Source organism: Caulobacter sp. DWR3-1-2, assembly GCF_049896225.1.
Classification (GTDB): Bacteria; Pseudomonadota; Alphaproteobacteria; order Caulobacterales; family Caulobacteraceae; genus Caulobacter.
In genome coordinates this window covers 158,890-178,570 of record NZ_JAFCTW010000008.1, presented here as the reverse complement: position 1 = coordinate 178,570, position 19,681 = coordinate 158,890, and the positions used below count along the sequence as shown (strand labels likewise).

Sequence of the window (19,681 nt, the reverse complement as noted above, 5' to 3'; positions counted from 1 at the left end):
GGCGCGCCATTACGCTTCAGCTCACGGCAGATGCTCGATGGCGAGCGACCCAGAGCCGCAGCGATTTGTCGGATCGTCTCACCCGCTTCACGACGCCGGGCAAGCTCACACCGCTCCTCAAGCGTGAGGTGATCATAGGCTTGTCCCATCGCAACACCTCGGTCAGAGAGTGTTGCACTTCGTTTGTGAACTCAGGGGACCCAAGCTGATGCTCCGAAATGACGCTGCGGCTCACCGCTGCCTGAGCCCATTCTGACGGGCGGCTTGAGTCCCGACTTTTGTCGGGATGAGTGGAGTTTGGGGGGGGCTCAAAACAGATTTCCCTGACTCGAAGGCGGAGGGGGCGCCTTTGGCTTGGGGATAGGCCGCGCAACGGCGGGTATCGTTGGCGGGGGGACGGCCGCGGAACTTTCTCCATCGATAACCGCCTCGCGCTCACCTTGCTTAAATTGCAGTCTCACCCGTTCACCGCTGGCAAGTTCTGAAGCCGAACGAGCGATCCCGCCGTCCGCCTTGTGCACGAGTGCAAAGCCCAGTTCCAACGGCCGCGTTGGATTGAGCGACTGTCGCAGCTTGTCCAGGCTGGCCAGACGGTCGCCCTCCCGCTCCAGCCGGCGATGAGCGCAGGCGTTCATCCGGTCCTGCAGGGCGGGCAGGCGAGCGTGCTGGCCGATCCGCTCCGGCGCGCGGCGGGCGGCCAGCTCCAGGCGCTTGCCGATATCGCCGACCCGGCGGCCGGCGTCGTTGCGCTGGCGATGCAGGGTGTCGGGCGACAGGCGGGCGGTGACCTTCAACAGGTCGCGGGCGTGGATGTCGGTATTGCGCTGCAGGGCCGCGTCTAGCCGGGCGCCGACCGCCTTGAAGCGGCGGTCGGCGGGCGCGGTCAGGTCGTCCAGCCGGGGCAGGCCGCGCACCGCCAGGTCCAGCCGCTGCTGGGCCAGGGCCAGCAGGTCGGCTGGGCGAGGCAGGCCCCGCGCGGCGCTGATCAGCCGTGTCCGCCGCTCCTCGACCGCCCGGCCGCCGCAGTTGTTCAGCCGGCGATCATAGTCGCTGACCAGGGCCCGCAGCTCGGCCAACACCGGCGTCGCCATCTCGGCGGCGGCGGTGGGGGTGGGGGCGCGACGGTCGGAGACGAAGTCGATCAGGGTGGTGTCGGTCTCGTGGCCCACGGCCGAGATCAGCGGGATCGTCCCCTCAGCCACCGTGCGGGCCAGACCCTCGTCATTGAAGGCCCACAGGTCCTCGACCGATCCGCCGCCCCGGGCGACGATCAGGATGTCGGGTCGCGGTACGGGTCCGCCCCCTCCTTCGTGGCTTGGGGTGATGGCGTTGAAGCCCCGAATTGCGGCGCTGACCTGGCCGGCGGCGGCGTCGCCCTGCACCACGCAAGGCCAGACCAGCACCTGGCAGGGCCAGCGGTCGCGGATGCGGTGAAGGATGTCGCGGATCACGGCCCCGGTCGGGCTGGTGATCACCCCGACCACGGCCGGCATCGAGGGCAGGGGACGCTTGCGGTCCGGCGCGAACAAGCCCTCGGCGGCCAGCTTGGCCTTCAGGCGCTCGAGCTGGGCGAGCAGGGCGCCGACGCCGGCCGCCTCCATGGTCTCGATGACGATCTGGTAGCGCGAGCCGGCCGGATAGGTGGTGATCTTGCCGGTGACGATGACTTCCAGCCCGTGCTCGGGCCGGATCCCCAGGCCGCGCACATTGCCCTTCCAGACCACGCCGTCGATCGCCGACTTGTCGTCCTTGATCGTCAGATAGACGTGGCCGTTGCCGTGGTGGGTGACCTTGCTGAGCTCGCCGCGCAGCCGCACGAAGCCGTAGCTGGTCTCCAGCGTACGCTTCAGGGCGAAGGCCAGTTCCGAGACGGAATAGGCCTGGGCGTTGGAATCGATGACGGCGGTGTCGGTCATGGGGGATTGATAGGACGGTTCGGGGTTTGAAGTCCTCCCCTGTGGGGGAGGTGGTCGCGCAGCGACCGGTGGGGGGAGGTTTGGGGTCTTCGATCTTAGTCGTCTATTTCGCCAAGGCTCGCGCGCGATAGGCGTTGAGGGTCTCGGCCACCTTTTCCACCGACATAGCCCAGCCCCTGGGTAGGGCGCGGTCGGCGCCGAGGCTTCGGCCGATCTTGGCTAGCGCCGTCTCGTTTCGAATGCCGGGCGCCAGATTGTAGCCGACCATCTTGCCGCCCTTGGGCAGCCGATAGACGAAGAAGCCTTCGACGTCGCGCCAAGGCGTCTTCTTCGCCGCGCGTATCAGGCCGCCGCTCACGGTGAAGCCCTCATCGTCGAGGGTCAGGATGTGAGGACGAAAGAGCAGGCACACGAACACTGCGGCGCCCAGCCCGAAGAGCACGATGCAGAACCTGGCCATCATCGCCTGGCGAGGGTCGCCGGCGAGAAAGGCTCCCATCGCGACGAAGACCAGGCTGATCGCGAGATAGAGCAGGGCCTTGCCAAACGAACCCTTGATCGTCGTGAATCTCGCCGGAACGCCGATGTCTCGCATGACCGCCATGCCTGTACCCTAGACGCGCTCGCGCAATTCATCGTCGTGAGGCCGGAATCCTCGCGCCGGCCACTGGCCGCGCGAGGATTCCTACTACCGACCCAGTATCCGCGCCCCGAAGCCCGCGCTTCGAAGAACGAGGACGGCCCCAGGGCGAGGACTAGATGTAGCGGCGCAGCGAGCGGGCCAGTTCGGTGGGGCCCGACTTCTTCTTGGTCTGCTGGGGCTGGTATGCAACCCGCGCATGTTCGTTGCAGTAGGGGCCGTCCGACGAGCGGCGGCCGCAGAAGGTGAAGCCGTCGGTGGACGGGTCGCCGATCGGCCACTTGCACATGTGGGCGCCCAGGGTGAGCACGGTGGCCGAACCCGGCTGCTCGTCGCGGAAGGCCGGGACCGAGGGTTGCTGGGCCACGGCGGGCAGGGCCGCCGGCTCGGCGGCGATCACCCGGCGTGGCGCGGACGGCATGGCGGTGGCGGCCGGACGGGCCGGACGCGGAGCCTTGAAGGCCGGGCGCGCGGGTTGCGACGGCGCGGCGCGGCCCGACAGGCCCAGACGGTGCACCTTGCCGATCACGGCGTTGCGCGTGACGCCGCCCAGCTGTTTGGCGATCTGACTGGCGGAAAGACCGTCCAGCCAGAGCTTCTTCAAGGTGGTGACCCGTTCGTCAGTCCAGCTCATGACCCAATCTCCGCCTCTTGAAAAAGGTCCCTGGCGCGTCTCCCCAGACTCGCCTAGACCCTACATCTGGTATCCGAACCGCCCCGCCGGCGGTCTGCCCACTACATAGTGTAAAGAATACGTTAAAACACACAATAGGCGCCATGGGTTCGTCCACAGGAACTAGATGTTGATTCTAGGGGGGCGGTGGTTGCGCCGGGCGGGCTCCGAGCGCACATGGCTGGCGCGTGGCAGCCGAAAGTGGATATCGGTTTAGGCGCCCGCCACGCGCCAACCCTTAGTGAGAGCCCTCGAAGAGGGCTCGGGTGCGTTTCAGGACCCCAGGCTTATGAGCGACATCCCAAACACCGTCATTCCGCCGCAGCCGCGCGACTATCACGGCTGGAACTGGAGCGGGTTCTTCACCCTCTATCAGCGCGAAATCCGCCGCTTCTGGAAGGTGGGCACCCAGACCGTCGCCGCCCCGGTGGTGACCACCTTGCTCTACATGCTGGTCTTCGTGGTCGCCGTCGGCCCCAGCCGCCAGGCGGTGGGCGGGATCAGCTTTGGCCATTTCGTGGCCCCCGGCCTGATCATGATGGCCATCCTCAACAACGCCTTCGCCAACGCCTCGTCCTCGCTGATCCAGGCCAAGATGATGGGCCTGACGCCGGACTTCCTGACCCCGCCGCTGTCGCCGCTGGAGCAGGTCTCAGCCTTCGGCCTGGGCGCGGCGACGCGCGGCATCGTGGTCGGCGCGGTGACAGCCCTGGTGATCGGCGTGCTGCCGGGCGCGGGCCTGCAAATCTCCCACCCGTGGGCGATCGTCTATTTCGCGGTCGGGGCGGCGATCATCCTGGGCCTGGCCGGCGTGCTGGCCGGCCTGTGGGCCGAGAAGTTCGACCAGCTGGCGGCGGTGACCAACTTCCTGATCATGCCGATGACCTTCTTGTCGGGCACCTTCTACCTGGTCGACAAGCTGCCCGAGCCGTTCCGCTCGGCCAGCCACTTCAACCCGTTCTTCTATCTGATCGACGGCTTCCGCTACGGCTTCATCGGCCATGCCGACGGCTCGGTGGTGATCGGGGCGGTGGTGACGGCGGTGCTGTCGGTCGGGTTGTTCCTGTGGTGCTGGGCGCTGTTTCGCAGCGGTTACAAGCTGAAGAGCTAGCCCCTGTCATGGACGATTGGCTTAGGCGACCGTCCTGAGCTACGGCCACCTTTATCCGTCTCCCCGGCGAAGGCCGGAGCCCAGGTGAAAACCACGAGCCGCTCTGGATGAATCTGGGTCCCGGCCTTCGCCGCGAAGACGGAGGGAGAGAGCGGGCTGGATGAGGCCGCAAACAGTGTGGCTTGCGTGCCCTGACACCCAAAATTCACGCCCGGTTTGTTGACAGAGCACGGTTACGCGCCGACAACGCTCAGCCTTCCGGTCCCCGCGCTTTCAGTGCGGGGGCTTGTTTCCTTTTTGGGAGGCTGTCTTGAGCACGTCGACGTCGTCTACCGCCGCGCAACACCACATCATGGGCGTCTATAACCGCGCCCCGCTGGCGTTCGAGCGGGGCCGAGGCGCGCGTCTGTTCTCGACCGACGGCGATGAATATCTGGACTGCGTGGCCGGCATCGCCACCGACGGTCTGGGCCACGCCCATCCCGTGCTGGTCGAGGCGCTGAAGACCCAGGGCGAGAAGCTCTGGCATGTCTCCAACATCTACCGGATCCCCGAGCAGGAGGAATTGGCGGATAGGTTGTGCGCCCACAGCTTCGCCGACGTGGTGTTCTTCACCAATTCGGGAACCGAGGCGATCGAGTGCGCGCTGAAGACCGCCCGCAAATATCACACCGCCAATGGCCAGCCGGAGCGGATAGAGATCTTCGGTTTCGACGGCTCGTTCCATGGCCGCTCCTACGCGGCGGTCAACGCCTCGGGCAATCCCAGCTATGTCGAGGGCTTCGGCCCCCGCCTGCCGGGCTATAGCCAGCTGACCTTCGGCGACCATGACGCTCTGAAGGCCGCGATCGCCAACCCCACCACGGCCGCGATCATCGTCGAGCCCGTGCAGGGCGAGGGCGGGGCGCGCTCCATTCCCGAGCACTGTCTGGTCAGCCTGCGCGCGCTGTGCGACGAGCACGGCGTGCTGCTGATCTATGACGAGGTTCAGTGCGGCATGGGCCGGACCGGCAAGCTGTTCGCCTATGAGTGGGCGGCCCAAGACGGTGGAGTGGGCGGCGAGCCTCACATCATGGCCGTGGCCAAGGCCCTGGGCGGCGGCTTCCCGGTCGGCGCCTGCCTGGCCACCACCGAGGCGGCCAAGGGCATGACCGTGGGCGTCCATGGCTCGACCTTCGGCGGCAACCCCCTGGCCATGGCCGTGGGCAAGGCGGCGTTCGACACGATCAACACCGACGAGATTCTCGACAACGTGACGCGCGTGGCCGGCTATTTCGTCCAGCAGCTGAACGGCCTGAAGGACCGCTTCCCGGACATCATCGTCGATATCCGCGGCAAGGGCCTGCTGATCGGCATCAAGCTGATCCCGAACAATCGCGAGTTCATGGTTTTGGCCCGCGACGAGAAGCTGCTGGTGGCCGGGGGCGGCGATAACTGCGTGCGCCTGCTGCCGCCGCTGAACCTGACCGTCGAGGAAGCCTCCGAGGCCATCGCCAAGCTCGAACAGGCCTGCGAGGCCGCTCGGGCCGCGCAGAACGTGGTGGCCTGAGATTCGCTAATCCGCTCATCCCGGCGAATGCCGGGACCCAGATCAAGCCCGCTGCTTCCCAGATGAATCTGGGCCCCGGCATTCGCCGGGGTGAGCGGGGTAGGGGGACCAGATGACCCAGCCCAGACACTTCATCGACCTGTGGAAGCTCGACGGCCCCACGCTGCGGGTCATCCTCGAAGACGCCAAGGCCCGCAAAGCCGCCCGCGCCGGCTGGGGCAAGGGCAAGGTCGACGCCGACGCCCCGGCCGACGGCCGCGTGCTGGCGATGATCTTCCAGAAGAACTCTACCCGCACCCGCTTCTCGTTCGACGCGGCGATCCGCCAGTTGGGCGGGTCGGGGATCATCTCGACCGCCAACGACATGCAGCTGGGGCGCGGCGAGACCATCGAGGACACCGCCAGGGTGCTGTCGCGGATGGTCGACGCGGTGATGATCCGCGCCAACAGCCACGCCGACGTCGAGCGCTTCGCCCAGGTCTCGACCGTGCCGGTGATCAACGGCCTGACCGACAAGAGCCACCCGTGCCAGGTCATGGCCGACCTGCTGACCATCGAGGAGCATCGCGGCGACATCGGCGGCAAGACCATCGCCTGGGTCGGCGACGGCAACAACATGTGCTCCAGCTTTATCCACGCCGCGCCGCTGCTGGGCTTCAAGCTGAACATCGCCTGTCCGGCGATCTACCATCCCGACCTTATCGACCTGGCCCGCGCCCAGGAGCTGCAGGGCCAGATCACCCTGACCGACGATCCAAAGGCGGCCGTGCGCGGGGCCGACGTGGTGGCGGCCGACACCTGGGTCTCGATGGGCGACACCGATCACGACGAGCGCTTGGCCGCGCTGGAGCCCTACCAGGTCGACGACGCCCTGATGGACCTGTCCCACAACGGCGTGTTCCTACACTGCCTGCCGGCTCACCGGGGCGAGGAGGTCACCGACGCGGTGCTCGACGGCCCCCGCTCCCTGGCCTGGGACGAGGCGGAAAACCGCATCCACGCTCAGAAGTCGGTGCTGGCCTGGTGCTTCGGGGCGATTGGCCAAGGGGGCGGCTAGATGGCCAAGATCGAGTTCAACAAGCAGAAGCGCGACGCCTTGCTCGATAGGCTGACGCGCTATCTCGACCGCGAACTCGACTGCGAGGCCAGCCCGCTGCAGGTGGGGTTCCTGCTGGACTTCATCTCCGAGCAGATGGGGCCTTATTACTATAACCAAGGCGTCCAGGACGCCCAGCAGCTGTTTCGCGACAAGCTGGACGACGCCGTCTACGAGATCGAGAAGCCGTTCGTCGATTGAGGAAGCACTTGCCCCCACCTGACCGCTTCGCGGTCTGTCCGCCCCCATAGGGGGCGGAGCTCAAGCGCGCAAACTCCGCCCCCTATGGGGGCGGACAGGCGACGCAGTCGCCAGGTGGGGGCAAGAGGTCGCCGCAGGGGGCTCGCATTTTCCCCCGAACCTCCTATTTAACCGCCGCATGACTGACATCACCGCCGCCATCGCCGCCCCAGGCGCGCCCGACGACATCGTTTCCGCCTTTCAGATCGAGGGCCTGCCCGTGCGCGGCCGCGTCGTGCGCCTGGGCGCCACGGTCGATGAGGTGCTGACCCGCCACGATTATCCCGAGCCTGTCGCCAACCTGCTGGGCGAGACCTGCGCCCTGGCCGCCTTGGTCGGCTCCAGCCTGAAGTTCGAGGGCCGGCTGATCGTCCAGGCCCAGGGGGACGGTCCGGTGCGCTACGTCGTCGTCGACTACGATACCAGCGGCGCCCTGCGCGGCTATTGCCGCTTCGATGCGGACGAGGTGGCCAAGGTCTCGGAAGGCTTCGTGCGCCCAGGCGCCAAGACCCTGCTGGGGGGCGGAACCTTCATGATGACCGTCGACCAGGGTCCTGACATGGACCGCTATCAGGGCATCACGCCCATCGAGGGCGAGACTCTGGCCCTATGCGCCGAGCAGTATTTCGCCCAGTCGGAACAGACCCCGACCCGCGTGCGCCTGGCGGTCGGCCAGGCCGACACCGGCGAGGGCCCGAAGTGGCGGGCCGGCGGGATCCTGATCCAGGCCATCGCTGGCGACGAGACCCGCGGCGAGACCGCCGAGGCGTGGAACCACGTCCAGGCGCTGTTTGAGACCACCGGCGAGGACGAACTGATCGACCCCACCGTGCCGACGACGCTCTTGCTCTGGCGGTTGTTCAACGAGGACGGCGTGCGGCTGATTGAGGAAAAGCCGCTGCGCGCCTTCTGCCGTTGTTCCGATGAGCGCATCAGCGGCATGCTGGGCTCGTTCACGGCCGACGAAGTCGCCGACATGATCGAGCCCGACGGCAAGATCCACGTGACATGCGAATACTGCTCACGGGTCTATCAGGTGGAGCCGGCTGCGGTCGGCTGAGGCGCTGTGCGTCCTTCTAGGCCCGCTGTGCGGGCGCCTCAGGATCAGGAATTCAGCACAATCTTCCTCATCCTGAGGTGCGAGGCGTAGCCGAACCTCGAAGGACGCACGCCCTTGCCGTCAGTTCACCCGTCTCGCCGCGCCCGGCAGGTGCAGCGAGAACTCCGGGATGTTGGCGTCGAACACCTCGCCGGCCTCGGTCATCATTTGGTAGCGGCCGACCATGGCGCCGGATGACGTCGGTAAAGGGCAGTTGGACACGTATCGGAACGCCTCGCGCGGCTGCAGTTCCGGCTGTTCGCCGACCACGCCGGAGCCCTCGACCTCACTGACCCGGTTGAGGCCGTCGGTGATCGTCCAGGCGCGGGAGATCAACTGCACGGTCTCGACGCCGTGGTTCTCGATCTCCACGGTGTAGAGCCACATCCACAGGCCCTCCTCGGGCGAGGACCCCTCGGGTTGATAGACCGGTGAGACCCGCACTACGATGTCGCGCGTGCGCGCTTCATAGATGCCGGTATCCGCGCCGCGACGGCGTCGGATCCGCTTCAGGGGCGGGGAGGATTCACGCCTGATCGAGCGCACGGATCACGTCCCGCTTCAGGTCCGCCAGGCTTTCCAGCCCGACCGACAGGCGCACGCCGCCCTCGACCACGCCCAGCGACGGCCGCATCTCTTCGGGCACCGAGCGATGGGTGGTGGTCGGCGGGTGGGTGGCCATCGACTTGGCGTCGCCGAGATTGTTGGAGATGTCGACGATCTCCAGCGCGTTGAGGAACTTGAACGCCGCCTCTCGCGAACCGAGGTCCAGGGCCAGCACTGTGCCGCCGCCGCTCATCTGCGACTTGGCGACATTGTGGCCCGGGTGGTCGTGGCGGAAGGGATAGAGCACCTGCTTGACCGCCTTGTGGTCGGCGACCGTGTCGGCCAGGGCCGCGCAGCTGTCGGTCTGGCGGCGCACGCGCAGATCGAGGGTCTCCAGGCCCTTGACCAGCACCCAGGCGTTGAACGGCGACAGCGACGGGCCGGTGTGGCGCAGGGCGTCGCGGTAGAATTCCTCGTTGATCGCCTCGGTCGTCAGGATCGCCCCGCCCAGCACCCTGCCTTGGCCGTCGATGTGCTTGGTGGCCGAATAGACCACGATGTCGGCGCCCAGGGTCAGGGGCTGTTGGAAGATCGGGGTGGCGAAGACGTTGTCGACGATGACCTTGGCGCCGACGGCGTGGGCCAGTTCCGACACCGCGCGGATGTCGGTGATCTCCAGCACCGGGTTCGACGGCGTCTCGATCAGCACCGCCTTGGTGTTGGGGCGCATCGCCGCTTCCCAGGCCTTGGGATCGGTGGCGTCGACGAAGGTCGTCTCCACGCCGAAGCGCGGCAGCCACTCGGCGATCAGCCAGCGGCAGGAGCCGAACAGCGCGCGACCGGCCACCACGTGGTCGCCGGCGCGAACCAGGCCCATCAGCGCCATGTGGATCGAGGCCATGCCCGTGGCCTGGGCGCGGCATACCTCGGCGCCTTCCAGCAGCGCCAGACGGTCCTCGAACATCTTCACGGTCGGATTGCTGAACCGCGAATAGACGAAGCCGGGGTCCTCGCCCGAGAACCGGCGGTCGGCGCCCTCGGCGCTGTCATAGGTAAAGCCCTGGGTGAGATAGAGGGCTTCGGCGGTTTCCATGAATTGCGAGCGCGCCAGACCGCCGCGGATCAGCTTGGTGGCGATATCCCAGTCCTTCGGGTCCTCGGCCATGGCGGTTCCTTTTTTTCTCGTCTCAGGAGCCTGCTAGGCAGGCTCCTCTTCAAACACTTGAGCGTGGCAGCCGAAACCGGTGGCCACTTTCGGCTGCCACGCTCTAGAAACGGCCGGCATAAGGGGTTTTGCCGGCCCAAGGGTCAAGGCGGACAAGTCTGATTTCAACATTAGAATTGTCACAGGCGAGTAAGGCGCGCGCGGATCACCGCGAGCCTTGCCTTCCCGGCGCGGTTTAGCGAGTGTCGCCCCAATGACCGACGCCCACGCAGCGGGGATTCTGCCCTGCCAATCCATCGAGGACCTGATTGCTCAAGAGGCGATCACCTCCCAGACTCCGTTCGACGCCGACCAGGTGCAACCGGCCAGCCTGGACCTGCGCTTGGGCGCGCGGTGCTGGCGGGTGCGCGCCTCGTTCCTGCCGGGCGTGGCCCGCCGCGTGCCCGAGCGTCTGAAGGACGTGGCGATGCACGAGCTGGACCTGACGAAGGGCGCGGTCCTGGAGAAGGGCTGCGTCTATATCGCCGAGATCCAGGAGAGCCTGGCCCTGCCGGGCAATATCGCGGCGCGGGGCAATCCCAAGAGCTCGACCGGCCGGGTCGACGTCTTTGTTCGCCTGCTGACCGATCACAGCAAGGCCTTCGACGATGTCGAGGCCGGTTATGAAGGCCCGCTCTACATCGAGATCGCGCCGCATACCTTCTCGGTGCTGGTGCGGGCCGGCACCCGGCTAAACCAGCTGCGTCTCAAGCGCGGCGAGCCGGTCAAGCTGGCGACCCGCAGCGTCGGCGTCGATCTGACCACCGGCATAGTCGGTTTCCGAGGCCGCCGCCACGCCGGGGTCGTCGACCTGGACCACGAGGACGGCCACGATCCGCGCGACTTCTGGGAAGCGCTGGAAACCCGCCATGGCGAACTGTTGCTCGACCCGGGCGAGTTCTACATCCTGGCCTCCAAGGACGACATCCAGATCCCGGTGATGGAGGCGGCCGAAATGACCCCCATCGATCCGTCGGTCGGCGAGTTTCGCGTCCACTATGCCGGGTTCTTCGACCCTGGCTTTGGCACCGAGGAGGCGTTGGCCGTCGGCTCCAAGGGCGTGCTCGAAGTGCGCAGCCACGAGACGCCGTTCCTGCTGGAGGACGGCCAGATCGTCGCCCGGCTGGTCTATGAACCCCTGACCGCCCGACCCGAGCGGCTGTATGGCGAGGGTGGCTCGCACTACCAGCGCCAAGGGCTGAAGCTGTCCAAGCATTTCAAGGCCTGGCGATAGGTTGAAGGGCCGGAGTGGCCGCGCCGTGGAACGCTTCATCCGTCGGCCGCGCCGACACCTTTTCCCGCAGGGGAACAAGGAAGGAGCGCTTTCATGATCGATCCTGACTGGCTGGCAGCCCTTCTGCGCGACGAAGACCTTCCCGAGACCTTCGGCGCCCAGATCGAGCGCCTGCACGCGCCTCTGGCGGCGCGGATCGCGGCGGTGGCGATGGGGCCGGCCTTCGTGGTGGGGATCTGCGGGCCACAGGGATCGGGCAAATCGACCGCCGCTCTGGTGCTTGGCCGGCTGCTGGCAGAGCGGGGCCGAACGGTGGCGATCCTGTCGCTGGACGATCTCTACCTGTCCCTGGCGGACCGTGAGGTTCTGGCCCGCGACATTCATCCGTTGCTGCGCACGCGCGGCGTTCCAGGCACGCACGACGTGGGCCTGGGCCTGGCGGTGCTCGACGGTTTGTCCGGGGCGGGGACGACGGCTCTCCCACGCTTCGACAAGGCGACCGACACCCGCGCGCCCGCCGCGACCTGGTCCACGGTCAGTGGTCCGGTCGATATCGTGCTGTTCGAAGGCTGGTGCGTCGGGGCGAGGCCCGAACTTCCCCACGCCCTGAAGGTCGCGGTCAACGCGCTGGAACGCGAGAAAGATCCGGACGGCGCCTGGCGCGCCCAGGTCAACGCCGCACTGGCCGGGCCCTATCGCGCGCTGTTCGCCCGAATCGACCTGTTGATCCAGTTCATCGCGCCCGATTTCGAGGCTGTCCTGGCCTGGCGCCAGGAGCAGGAGCGCAAGCTGCGCGACCGGCTGGCCGCAGCTGAGGCGGGCGCGGCGCGGACCATGGACGACGCGCAGGTCGCGGTCTTCGTGCAGCACTACGAGCGCCTGACCCGTCACATCAGCCGCGAAATGCCGGCCCGCGCCGATGTCGTCATTCGTCTGGATTCGCAGCGCCGTTCGTCGAACATCTAATTGGTCATTCGGTCGCGCGTCACGGCGTCGCACTAGATGTAGTGGCCCTCCAACCCGATGCCACCAGTGCTAGTTTGCCCTTGTCGACGACGCGACTCACTGCGAGCGTCGATCCAGTGGAGCTTGCAACCATGAACGCACTCTTCGGCGGGACCTATCCCACCCACGTCCGGCGGGTCGCGATCTGGATCAAGGCCGCGCCCATCCCCGGTTGCGACAAGGCCATCTGGCGCTGCGACGACCATGGCCGGGTGATCCGCTGGGATGACTATGGGGACGCTTTCTCGCGCTATGGCTGGACGATCGCCCGCGAGCGGGGCGAGGGCCGTCTGGCCCAGGTGTTGGGCCGCTCGCTGTCCAAGCCGGTGCATCTGAATTCGGCTGATGAACTGCACGCCACACCCTCGCGCCGAGCCGCCTAGAGCATTTTTCGAGCGAAGTGGTTCCGGTTGGCGTGAAGAAAAATGCGTCAAAACAAAAGATTAGAGCTCACGGCCTGACGCAGTCAGGTCGGGAAATGCTCTAGCCGGCCGGTGTGGCCTCTCCTTGATATTATGACAAGCGAGCTTGACATAGTCGCAGTGATATAAGACAAGCGTACTTGTCATAAAGACGAGGAGGCTTGTCATGCAAAATGAAATTGAAGACCGGATCGCCAAGGCCGCCTTGGCCGGAGCTATCATCGCCGGCGCGCTCGCGATCGCCGCCTTCCTGGCGACCGGCGGCGTGATCCTCAACGCCCAGACATCGACCGTCAGCCTGGCCTTCCCGCCGTCGTCGCAAGGCGTGGTGTTGAGCGCCCTGCTGGTCGCCGGCGTCATGAAGGCCGCCCACCGCGTGGCGCCCCCGATCGGCCGCTGGCTGAACGGTCGGGTCTGAACGGCCATCGAGGGAGCAAGACGATGATCTGCGATATGAAGAAGGCCAGCCCGGCGGCGAAACGCTACATCGCTCGGTTCGCACCGGCCATGGCCGCCTATGTCGGAGTGCTGTTCGCCTCGATCTGGTGGATCAGGCACCAAGATCCGCACGGCCCGTTGCTGTGGCTGCTGGCCATCGCCCCGGCCCTGCCGATCATCGCGGTGATCGCCATCATGGGGCTCTATGTGGTCGAGGAGACCGATGAGTTCCAACGCTCCATTCTGGTCCAATCCATGCTCTGGGGCATCGGGATCACCCTGGCGGGCTGCACGGCCTGGGGCTTTCTTGAGAATGTCGAGTTGGTGGCGCACCTGCCGCTCTACATGGTGTTCCCGATTTTTTGCGCGGCCATGGGCTTGGCCCGGCCGCTGGTGAGCCTGAGGTACCGGTGAAGAACCGCCTCAAAGTCCTGCGGGCCGAGCGCGACTGGAGCCAGGCCGACCTGGCCGACCGGCTCGAAGTGTCGCGCCAGACCATCAATGCGCTCGAGACCGGCAAGTACGACCCCAGCCTTCCGCTGGCCTTCAAGCTGGCCCGCCTGTTCGCGCTGCCGATCGAAACTATTTTTCAAGACGAAGCCTGACCTCCGGTCAGGCGTCCGCCACAGAGCCCATAACCCCCAACCTGGAGATCGCCCATGTCCGTCCGTCATCTCTCGACGCGCGCCGCCTTCGCCTGCGTCGCCGCCCTCGCCGCCGCCCTTGGCGTCTTCCACCCCGCCGACGCGGCCACCCCCATCGCCGTCCCCTCGGCCGTCGCGCCGCGCCTCACCGTCGAGGTCCGGGGCAAGGGTCGGGACGTGATCCTGATCCCCGGTCTGGCTTCCTCGGCCTTGGTTTGGGACGCCACGGTCAAGCAGCTTGAAGGCCGTTATCGCCTGCACATCGTCCAGGTGGCGGGCTTCGCCGGCGCGCCGGTCGGGGCCAATGCCGAGGGCCCCGTCTTGCAGCCCACCGTCGACGCGCTCGACGGCTACATCAAGTCGGCCCACCTGAAGTCTCCATCCGTGATCGGCCACTCGATGGGCGGACTGGCCGGCCTGATGCTGGCCCGCCAGCACCCGGAGGACCTCGGCAAGCTGATGGTCGTCGATAGCCTGCCCTTCTATCCCGTGGTCTTCGCCCCGACGGCCACCGTCGAGACGGTCAGGCCGCAGGCCGCCGCGATGCGCGACATGGCCGCCAAATCGACGCCCGAGGCGTGGGCGGCCGGCGAGACCCGCACCATGGCTCGCCTGGTCAAGTCGCCCGAGGGCCTGAAGGCCGCCACCGCGGCCGCCATCGCCTCGGATCCGTCGGTGACCGGCCGCGCCCTCTATGACGACCTGACCACCGACCTGCGCGGCGATATCGCGTTCATCAAGACCCCGACCGTGATGCTCTACCCCTGGGACGAGGCCACCGGGGCGCCCCAGGCGGCCTATGACGCGCTCTACACCTCGGCCTACGCCCCCATGACCTCGGCCAGGGTCAAGCGCATCGACGGTTCGCTGCACTTCATCATGCTGGATCAACCGGCCGCCTTCGCCGCCGAGGTCGAGGCCTTCCTGCGCTGAGACGCGCCTTGCCTACGCGCCGCGGCGCCCGGAGATTGGGACCATGATGATTCTGACCAATCTCGTCCGCCGCTGCGCCTTGGCCCTCATCGCCCTGCTGGCGATGGGGGCCAGCCCCGCCTTCGCCGATCCGGCGCTTTGGGTGATCAGGGACCACGACTCGACGATCTACCTGTTCGGCACGGTCCATGTGCTGAAGCCACAGACCGTCTGGCGCTCGGCCAGGATCACGCAGGCCTTCGAGGCGGCTGACGACGTGGTGATGGAAGTCGAGCAGCCCGAAAACCCGATGGCCGTGCAGCCCCTGATGCTGAAATACGGCGTCGATCGCGCCACGCCGTTGTCGGCCAAGCTCAGCCCCGAAACCTACGCCAAGCTGCAGGCCGCGGCCCAGGGCATGGGCATGGCGCCGGGCAGCCTGGACCCGATGCGGCCTTGGCTGGCGGCCCTGACGGTGTCGCTGACCCCGATCCTCCGGGCCGGCTATGACCCGGAAAGCGGCGTCGAGAAGGTGCTGACCGCCCAGGCCAAGGCGGCCGGCAAGCCGATCCATGCCTTCGAGACGATGGAGCAGCAGATTCGCTTCTTCGCCGACATGACCCCCGACCAGGAGCGCGGCCTGCTGGAATCCACCCTGGCGGATGTCGACGAGGGGCCGGCCAAGATCGACCTGCTGGTCGACGCCTGGGCCCGCGGCGACCAAGCGGCGATCAAACACGAGATGATCGACGAGATGCGGGCCGACTATCCAGGCGTCTACGCCTTGCTGCTGGTCAACCGCAACAAGGACTGGGCGCGGCAGTTGAAGGCCAAGCTGGCCGGCTCGGGCGTCAGCTTCGTGGCGGTGGGAGCGGGGCACCTGGTGGGCCCCGACAGTCTGCAGGCCCAGCTTGGGGCGCTGGGGATCGTGGCCGAGGTGTTGGAATAAAGTCCTCCCCCTGTGGGGGAGGTGTCGGCGAAGCCGACGGTGGGGGGAGTGATCGGCCGGCGGCGTGACCCAAGATCGAAGTCCCTAAAACTCCCCCCCACCGATCGCTGCGCTATCGCCTCCCCCACAGGGGGAAGACTTAAATCAAGCCGCCGCCTCGTCCTTCGCCCGCAGGTAGATCGACCGCTTCGGCGTCGACATCACCCGGTGCAGCATCGGCTCGAACGCCTCGAGCGGCATCGAGCTATAGGCCGGGTCGAAGGCCTCCTGGTCGTAGATGTGGCAGAACTGGGCGGTGTGTTCGAAGCTGGGATGGCCGCGAAACTGGTCGCGCATGTCGCGATCCAGGCCCAGGTGCTGGAAGAAATAATAGCCTTGGAAGATCGCGTGGTGGGCCACCATCCAGTGGTTTGCCTCCGACACGAAGGGCTGAATGATCGCCGCGGCGATGTCGGCGTGATTGCGCGGGCCCAGGATGTCGCCGATGTCGTGCAGCAGGGCGCAGACCACATATTCCTCATCGCGGCCGTCCTGGAAGGCCCGGGTGGCGGTCTGCAGGCTGTGGTCCAGCCGGTCGATCGCGAAGCCCCCGCAATCGCCCTGCAGCAGCTTCAGGTGCGAGACCAGCCGGGTCGGGAGCTCGCGGCCAAATTCCGTCGAGGCGTTGGCGATGATCGCCCAGTCCTGAGGCGTGCCGCCGGTCATGGCGTGGAACTGGGCTCGCTCATGCTCCTCTGGGTGTTGATGACCATCGGCCATGGGCGTCCTCCTCCCGAACATCTGTTTGACCGATCGTGCGCCGCGCGTTGCACGCCGTCAACGGATGCCTTGGATGCGGCCTGTCTTGAGTCGGGGGACGAGACCCGCTAGACGAGCCGCAGCGCTCGGACGGCGCATGTTCATTCCGTCCAGTGCGGGCGTAGCTCAGAGGTAGAGCGTCTGCTTCCCAAGCAGAATGTCGTGGGTTCGATTCCCATCGCCCGCTCCAATTCAGAAATCAACGAAAGCGCCGGAAGCCGTACCCACAGCTTCCTCGGCTAGGTTAGAAAGCCCGTTCTGCAATGTCGGAAACGCGCGCCAGGCGCGGCCCGCGTGGTGGCGGAATGGCCCCCGGGCGTCGCTATGGCTTGCCTAGGGACCCCGCCGCTTGTTACCTCGCGCTCCACGACGAGCGGCTTGTTCGGCGCGCCCATCGTCGCTATCTGGCGACCTCCATTTTCTGACAGACGAGACCACCCTGTGGCGACACCGGCCAAAGCGATCATCCTCAGCGCCGGCCAGGGCAAACGCCTGTCGCCCCTGACCGACACGCGTCCCAAATGCATGGTCGAACTGTCGGGCCGCACCGTGCTGCACTGGCAGCTCAAGCACCTGGCGGAAGCCGGCGTCGCCGAGGCGGTGGTGGTCACCGGATTCGCGGCCGATACGGTCGAGCAGGAGGTCGCCGGCCTGGACCTTCCGGGCCTGACGGTCCGCACCCTGTTCAACCCGTTCTATGCCCTGACCGACAATCTGGCCACCTGCTGGCTGGCGCGCGGGGAGATGCGGGGCGACTTCCTGCTGCTGAACGGCGACACCCTGTTCGCGACCGACATCGGCCGCCGGCTGATCGCCGCTCCGCCGGCCCCGATCACCGTCACCATCGACCGCAAGCCCGGCTATGACGCCGACGACATGAAGGTGCTGACCGAGGGCCTGAAGTTGCGGGCCATCGGCAAGACCATCGAGCAATACGACGCCGAGTCGATCGGCTTCCTGCGCTTCGACCCCGAGGGCGCAGCGCTGTTCACCCGTATCGTCGAGCAGGCCCTGCGCACGCCCGAGGGCCTCAAGCGCTGGTATCTCAGCGTCATCAATCAGATCGCCCAGGACCACGACGTGGTCGCCACCCAGTCGATCGAGGGCCTGCGGTGGGCCGAGATGGACTTCCCCGAAGACCTGCCCGGCAACCGGGCCCTGGCGGCGGCCTGGGTGGCGGCGGGGGAGTAGTTTGCCTTCTCCCTTTTTGGGAGGGCACTCTTTCAGGTCGTCAAAAACGGTTGTCATCCCGGACGAGCGCGAAGCGCGAAGATCCGGGACGACAAGGCTATCTGTGCGGCGGGTCGTGCGGATCGCCTGCCTTCGCGAGGGGAGAAGGACGGGCGCCGGCTGTCGACAATCTGACCACCCGCGGCCAACCCGCCTGCCACGGGGCCGTCATGCAATTTGCCTAAAGGCCGCAGGCTCGCACGCAAGTAAGCGGGCTCTTATTAAGCGGCTTTGGCCAATTCCAGGGGCAAATCCGCGATCTGGATCAGCTGACCCAGGAAATCCACTTGGCCAGCAATGGCGACGACCGCCTGAAGTGGCACGTCAGCGGCATGTACTTCGACTCGCGCGACACTACCGACTTCTTCCAGCGGGCTTGTTTCCTCACCACCGCCGCCCGCAACCCCAACAACTGGGCCAGAACGCTCATCTGGACGAGCGCTACGCTGCCCCCCAACTGGGCCTCACGCCAGGCCAATATGTGCTGATCGCGGTGACCGATACCGGAGGCGGAATGCCCCCCGAGGTCATCTAAAAGGCCTTCGATCCGTTCTTCACAACCAAGGAAGTGGGCAAGGGCAAGGGCACGGGCCTGGGGCTCAGCCAGGTCTATGGCTTCGTCAAGCAGTCGGGCGGCCATGTGAAGATCTATTCCGAGCCGTCGGTGGGCACGACCATCAAGATCTATCTGCCGCGCCTGATCGGCGCCTTGGCCGCGAGCGAGGCCGAAACGGCGCCCGCGCCGTTGGCTGTGGGTGACAGCCGCGAAGTGGTTCTGGTCGCCGAGAACGAGCCGTCCGTCCGCCAGTTCAGCGTCGATGCGCTGGGCGAGCTGGGCTATCTGGTGCTGGAAGCCGACGGCGCGGCTGCGGCCCTGCGCTTGATCGACGCCCATCCCGAGATCGTGTTGCTGTTCACCGATGTGGTCATGCCCGACGTCAACGGCGCCAAGCTGGCCGAGGAGGTCCGCCGCCGGCGTCCGGACATCAAAATTCTATTCACGACGGGCTACACGCGAAACGCCGTGTTCCATGACGGCGTGCTGGATCCGGGCGTCGAGCTGATTGGCAAGCCGTTCACGCTGGAGGCGCTGGCGGCGAAGTTGCGGCTGGTGCTGGAGGCGCGGTAGGGGTGTCATGTCCGCGCCACCGGCCACCTTCTCCCCCTTGAGGAAGAAGGAAATTTGGCGTTCTCGTCGGGGTGGGCGGTGTTTCAGGCGCCCTCCACGATCCCCCGTACCAGGTCCAGATCCCCCGGCTTGTCGACATCCACCGCCGCCAAGCCGTCCCGCGCCCGCACCGCCACCGCCTTGACACCGGCCAAGGCGCCGATGCGGCCGACGGTCTCGTCCAAGGTCATCAGGCCCAGCAGGTAGCGCACCAGAATCATCGGGCCGAGCATGGCGGCGATCTTCCAGGGCTGCTTGCGGTGCTGCTCGACCTTGCGCCACAGGTCGATCGCCCGCAGCGACGCGGGGGTCTTCAGGTAGAACAGGTTGCAGCCCGAATAGCGCCCGTCGCGAAACGCCAGATAGGTGCGCTTGGTGGTTGGGGCGGCGGCCAAGACCAGGGCTTCCTCACCCAGCAGGATGGCGATGTCGGCGTTTTCGGGCGTGTCGGCCATGAAATCGGTCACCCATTCGGGCCGCAGCAGGGCGTGATCGACCGTGGTGACCAGCAGCGGCGTGCCCAGGACCTCGGCGGCCTGGTGGACGCTCTGGCTGGGTCCGGCGGCGGAGGGCAGGGCGGTGAGCGTCGCCCGAATCGCCTGCGTCGCCAGGGCCGCTTCCAGCGCCTTGTCGTTGGTCGAGACCGCGATCCGCGTGGCGCCCGCCGCGTCAAGCGCGCCGAGCACTCGGGTCAGCAGGGTCTGACCGCCTAGGACGATCAGGCCCTTCTGGCTGACGCCGGCATAGTCGGCCACCGGATCGACCCCGCCGCGCGAGCCGGCCAGAACCAGGGCCTGGAAGCCCATG

General features: G+C 66.8%; 24 protein-coding genes, 1 tRNA gene and 1 pseudogene. 18 read left to right on the top strand and 8 right to left on the bottom strand.

What is annotated here, in order from left to right; translation table 11 throughout:
* From ACP696_RS13455 to ACP696_RS13440, 4 genes are all read right to left on the bottom strand, one after another.
* On the bottom strand, positions 1-149 hold a 149-nt coding region (locus tag ACP696_RS13455), incomplete at its 3' end, for a helix-turn-helix domain-containing protein (RefSeq protein ID WP_426043897.1).
* Positions 150-308: 159 nt separating this feature from the next.
* Positions 309-1,916, bottom strand: a complete 1,608-nt coding sequence (xseA, locus tag ACP696_RS13450; RefSeq protein WP_426013776.1) for an exodeoxyribonuclease VII large subunit — start codon at positions 1,914-1,916, stop codon at positions 309-311.
* Positions 1,917-2,019: 103 nt separating this feature from the next.
* Positions 2,020-2,520 carry a hypothetical protein gene (locus tag ACP696_RS13445; protein WP_426013774.1) on the bottom strand — a complete coding sequence of 167 codons (501 nt, stop codon included), beginning with the start codon at positions 2,518-2,520 and terminating at the stop codon, positions 2,020-2,022.
* 151 nt (positions 2,521-2,671) lie between these two features.
* Complete coding sequence (locus tag ACP696_RS13440; protein WP_426013772.1) at positions 2,672-3,190, bottom strand: GcrA family cell cycle regulator; 519 nt, start codon at positions 3,188-3,190, stop codon at positions 2,672-2,674.
* A 328-nt stretch (positions 3,191-3,518) separates the two neighbouring features.
* Between ACP696_RS13440 and ACP696_RS13435 the strand changes: the two genes are divergently transcribed.
* The 5 genes from ACP696_RS13435 (at position 3,519) to ACP696_RS13415 (ending at position 8,285) form a co-directional block, all read left to right on the top strand.
* Positions 3,519-4,340 (top strand): ABC transporter permease, encoded by an 822-nt coding sequence (locus tag ACP696_RS13435; protein ID WP_426013770.1) that lies wholly within the window; start codon positions 3,519-3,521, stop codon positions 4,338-4,340.
* Positions 4,341-4,650: 310 nt separating this feature from the next.
* On the top strand, positions 4,651-5,889 hold the full coding sequence (locus tag ACP696_RS13430) for an aspartate aminotransferase family protein (RefSeq protein ID WP_426013768.1): 1,239 nt from the start codon (positions 4,651-4,653) through the stop codon (positions 5,887-5,889).
* A gap of 112 nt (positions 5,890-6,001) precedes the next feature.
* Positions 6,002-6,946: an ornithine carbamoyltransferase gene (gene argF, locus ACP696_RS13425; RefSeq protein ID WP_426013766.1), complete on the top strand. Its 945-nt coding sequence runs from the start codon at positions 6,002-6,004 to the stop codon at positions 6,944-6,946.
* Positions 6,947-7,186 carry a DUF2164 domain-containing protein gene (locus ACP696_RS13420; RefSeq protein ID WP_426013764.1) on the top strand — a complete coding sequence of 80 codons (240 nt, stop codon included), beginning with the start codon at positions 6,947-6,949 and terminating at the stop codon, positions 7,184-7,186.
* A 178-nt stretch (positions 7,187-7,364) separates the two neighbouring features.
* The gene (locus ACP696_RS13415; RefSeq protein ID WP_426013762.1) at positions 7,365-8,285 is read left to right on the top strand and encodes an Hsp33 family molecular chaperone; all 921 of its coding nucleotides are present in this window, start codon (positions 7,365-7,367) and stop codon (positions 8,283-8,285) included.
* A gap of 120 nt (positions 8,286-8,405) precedes the next feature.
* On the opposite strand, the gene apaG is transcribed toward ACP696_RS13415, so the two are convergent.
* A complete protein-coding gene (gene apaG / locus ACP696_RS13410) occupies positions 8,406-8,870 on the bottom strand; it encodes a Co2+/Mg2+ efflux protein ApaG (RefSeq protein WP_426013760.1) in 465 nt (154 codons plus the stop codon).
* Positions 8,851-10,035, bottom strand: coding sequence for an O-succinylhomoserine sulfhydrylase (metZ, locus tag ACP696_RS13405; protein ID WP_426013758.1), 1,185 nt, complete (start codon positions 10,033-10,035; stop codon positions 8,851-8,853). The genes apaG and metZ overlap by 20 nt, the downstream gene beginning before the upstream one ends.
* Positions 10,036-10,288: 253 nt before the next feature.
* On the opposite strand from metZ, the gene ACP696_RS13400 reads away from it, so the two are divergent.
* The 8 genes from ACP696_RS13400 to ACP696_RS13365 all read left to right on the top strand — a co-directional run bounded on the left by ACP696_RS13400 (position 10,289) and on the right by ACP696_RS13365 (position 15,678).
* Complete coding sequence (locus ACP696_RS13400; protein ID WP_426013757.1) at positions 10,289-11,308, top strand: 2'-deoxycytidine 5'-triphosphate deaminase; 1,020 nt, start codon at positions 10,289-10,291, stop codon at positions 11,306-11,308.
* 93 nt (positions 11,309-11,401) lie between these two features.
* Positions 11,402-12,274 carry a kinase gene (locus ACP696_RS13395; protein WP_426013755.1) on the top strand — a complete coding sequence of 291 codons (873 nt, stop codon included), beginning with the start codon at positions 11,402-11,404 and terminating at the stop codon, positions 12,272-12,274.
* A 131-nt stretch (positions 12,275-12,405) separates the two neighbouring features.
* Positions 12,406-12,696 carry a hypothetical protein gene (locus ACP696_RS13390; RefSeq protein ID WP_426013753.1) on the top strand — a complete coding sequence of 97 codons (291 nt, stop codon included), beginning with the start codon at positions 12,406-12,408 and terminating at the stop codon, positions 12,694-12,696.
* Between the two features lie 205 nt (positions 12,697-12,901).
* Positions 12,902-13,153: a hypothetical protein gene (locus ACP696_RS13385; protein ID WP_426013752.1), complete on the top strand. Its 252-nt coding sequence runs from the start codon at positions 12,902-12,904 to the stop codon at positions 13,151-13,153.
* A 23-nt stretch (positions 13,154-13,176) separates the two neighbouring features.
* Positions 13,177-13,587 carry a hypothetical protein gene (locus ACP696_RS13380; protein ID WP_426013750.1) on the top strand — a complete coding sequence of 137 codons (411 nt, stop codon included), beginning with the start codon at positions 13,177-13,179 and terminating at the stop codon, positions 13,585-13,587.
* Positions 13,584-13,778 carry a helix-turn-helix transcriptional regulator gene (locus ACP696_RS13375; RefSeq protein ID WP_426013749.1) on the top strand — a complete coding sequence of 65 codons (195 nt, stop codon included), beginning with the start codon at positions 13,584-13,586 and terminating at the stop codon, positions 13,776-13,778. Before ACP696_RS13380 ends, ACP696_RS13375 begins: the two co-directional genes overlap by 4 nt.
* A 54-nt stretch (positions 13,779-13,832) precedes the next feature.
* Positions 13,833-14,750: an alpha/beta hydrolase gene (locus ACP696_RS13370; protein WP_426013748.1), complete on the top strand. Its 918-nt coding sequence runs from the start codon at positions 13,833-13,835 to the stop codon at positions 14,748-14,750.
* 43 nt (positions 14,751-14,793) lie between these two features.
* On the top strand, positions 14,794-15,678 hold the full coding sequence (locus tag ACP696_RS13365; protein ID WP_426013746.1) for a TraB/GumN family protein: 885 nt from the start codon (positions 14,794-14,796) through the stop codon (positions 15,676-15,678).
* 144 nt (positions 15,679-15,822) lie between these two features.
* On the opposite strand, the gene ACP696_RS13360 is transcribed toward ACP696_RS13365, so the two are convergent.
* Positions 15,823-16,437 (bottom strand): HD domain-containing protein, encoded by a 615-nt coding sequence (locus tag ACP696_RS13360; protein ID WP_426013744.1) that lies wholly within the window; start codon positions 16,435-16,437, stop codon positions 15,823-15,825.
* A gap of 154 nt (positions 16,438-16,591) precedes the next feature.
* Between ACP696_RS13360 and ACP696_RS13355 the strand changes: the two genes are divergently transcribed.
* The 5 genes and pseudogenes from ACP696_RS13355 to ACP696_RS13335 all read left to right on the top strand — a co-directional run bounded on the left by ACP696_RS13355 (position 16,592) and on the right by ACP696_RS13335 (position 18,835).
* Positions 16,592-16,666 (top strand) — tRNA-Gly (locus ACP696_RS13355).
* A gap of 251 nt (positions 16,667-16,917) precedes the next feature.
* On the top strand, positions 16,918-17,667 hold the full coding sequence (locus tag ACP696_RS13350; RefSeq protein WP_426013742.1) for a sugar phosphate nucleotidyltransferase: 750 nt from the start codon (positions 16,918-16,920) through the stop codon (positions 17,665-17,667).
* A gap of 326 nt (positions 17,668-17,993) precedes the next feature.
* Positions 17,994-18,194, top strand: a complete 201-nt coding sequence (locus ACP696_RS13345; RefSeq protein ID WP_426013741.1) for a hypothetical protein — start codon at positions 17,994-17,996, stop codon at positions 18,192-18,194.
* A gap of 62 nt (positions 18,195-18,256) precedes the next feature.
* Positions 18,257-18,391: pseudogene (locus tag ACP696_RS13340) on the top strand (ATP-binding protein); the annotation flags it as partial.
* Positions 18,371-18,835 carry a response regulator gene (locus tag ACP696_RS13335; RefSeq protein ID WP_426013810.1) on the top strand — a complete coding sequence of 155 codons (465 nt, stop codon included), beginning with the start codon at positions 18,371-18,373 and terminating at the stop codon, positions 18,833-18,835. The pseudogene ACP696_RS13340 and the gene ACP696_RS13335, both read left to right, overlap by 21 nt.
* Positions 18,836-18,918: 83 nt before the next feature.
* On the opposite strand, the gene ACP696_RS13330 is transcribed toward ACP696_RS13335, so the two are convergent.
* Positions 18,919-19,680, bottom strand: coding sequence for a nucleotidyltransferase family protein (locus ACP696_RS13330; RefSeq protein WP_426013809.1), 762 nt, complete (start codon positions 19,678-19,680; stop codon positions 18,919-18,921).
* Position 19,681 lies beyond the last annotated feature (1 nt).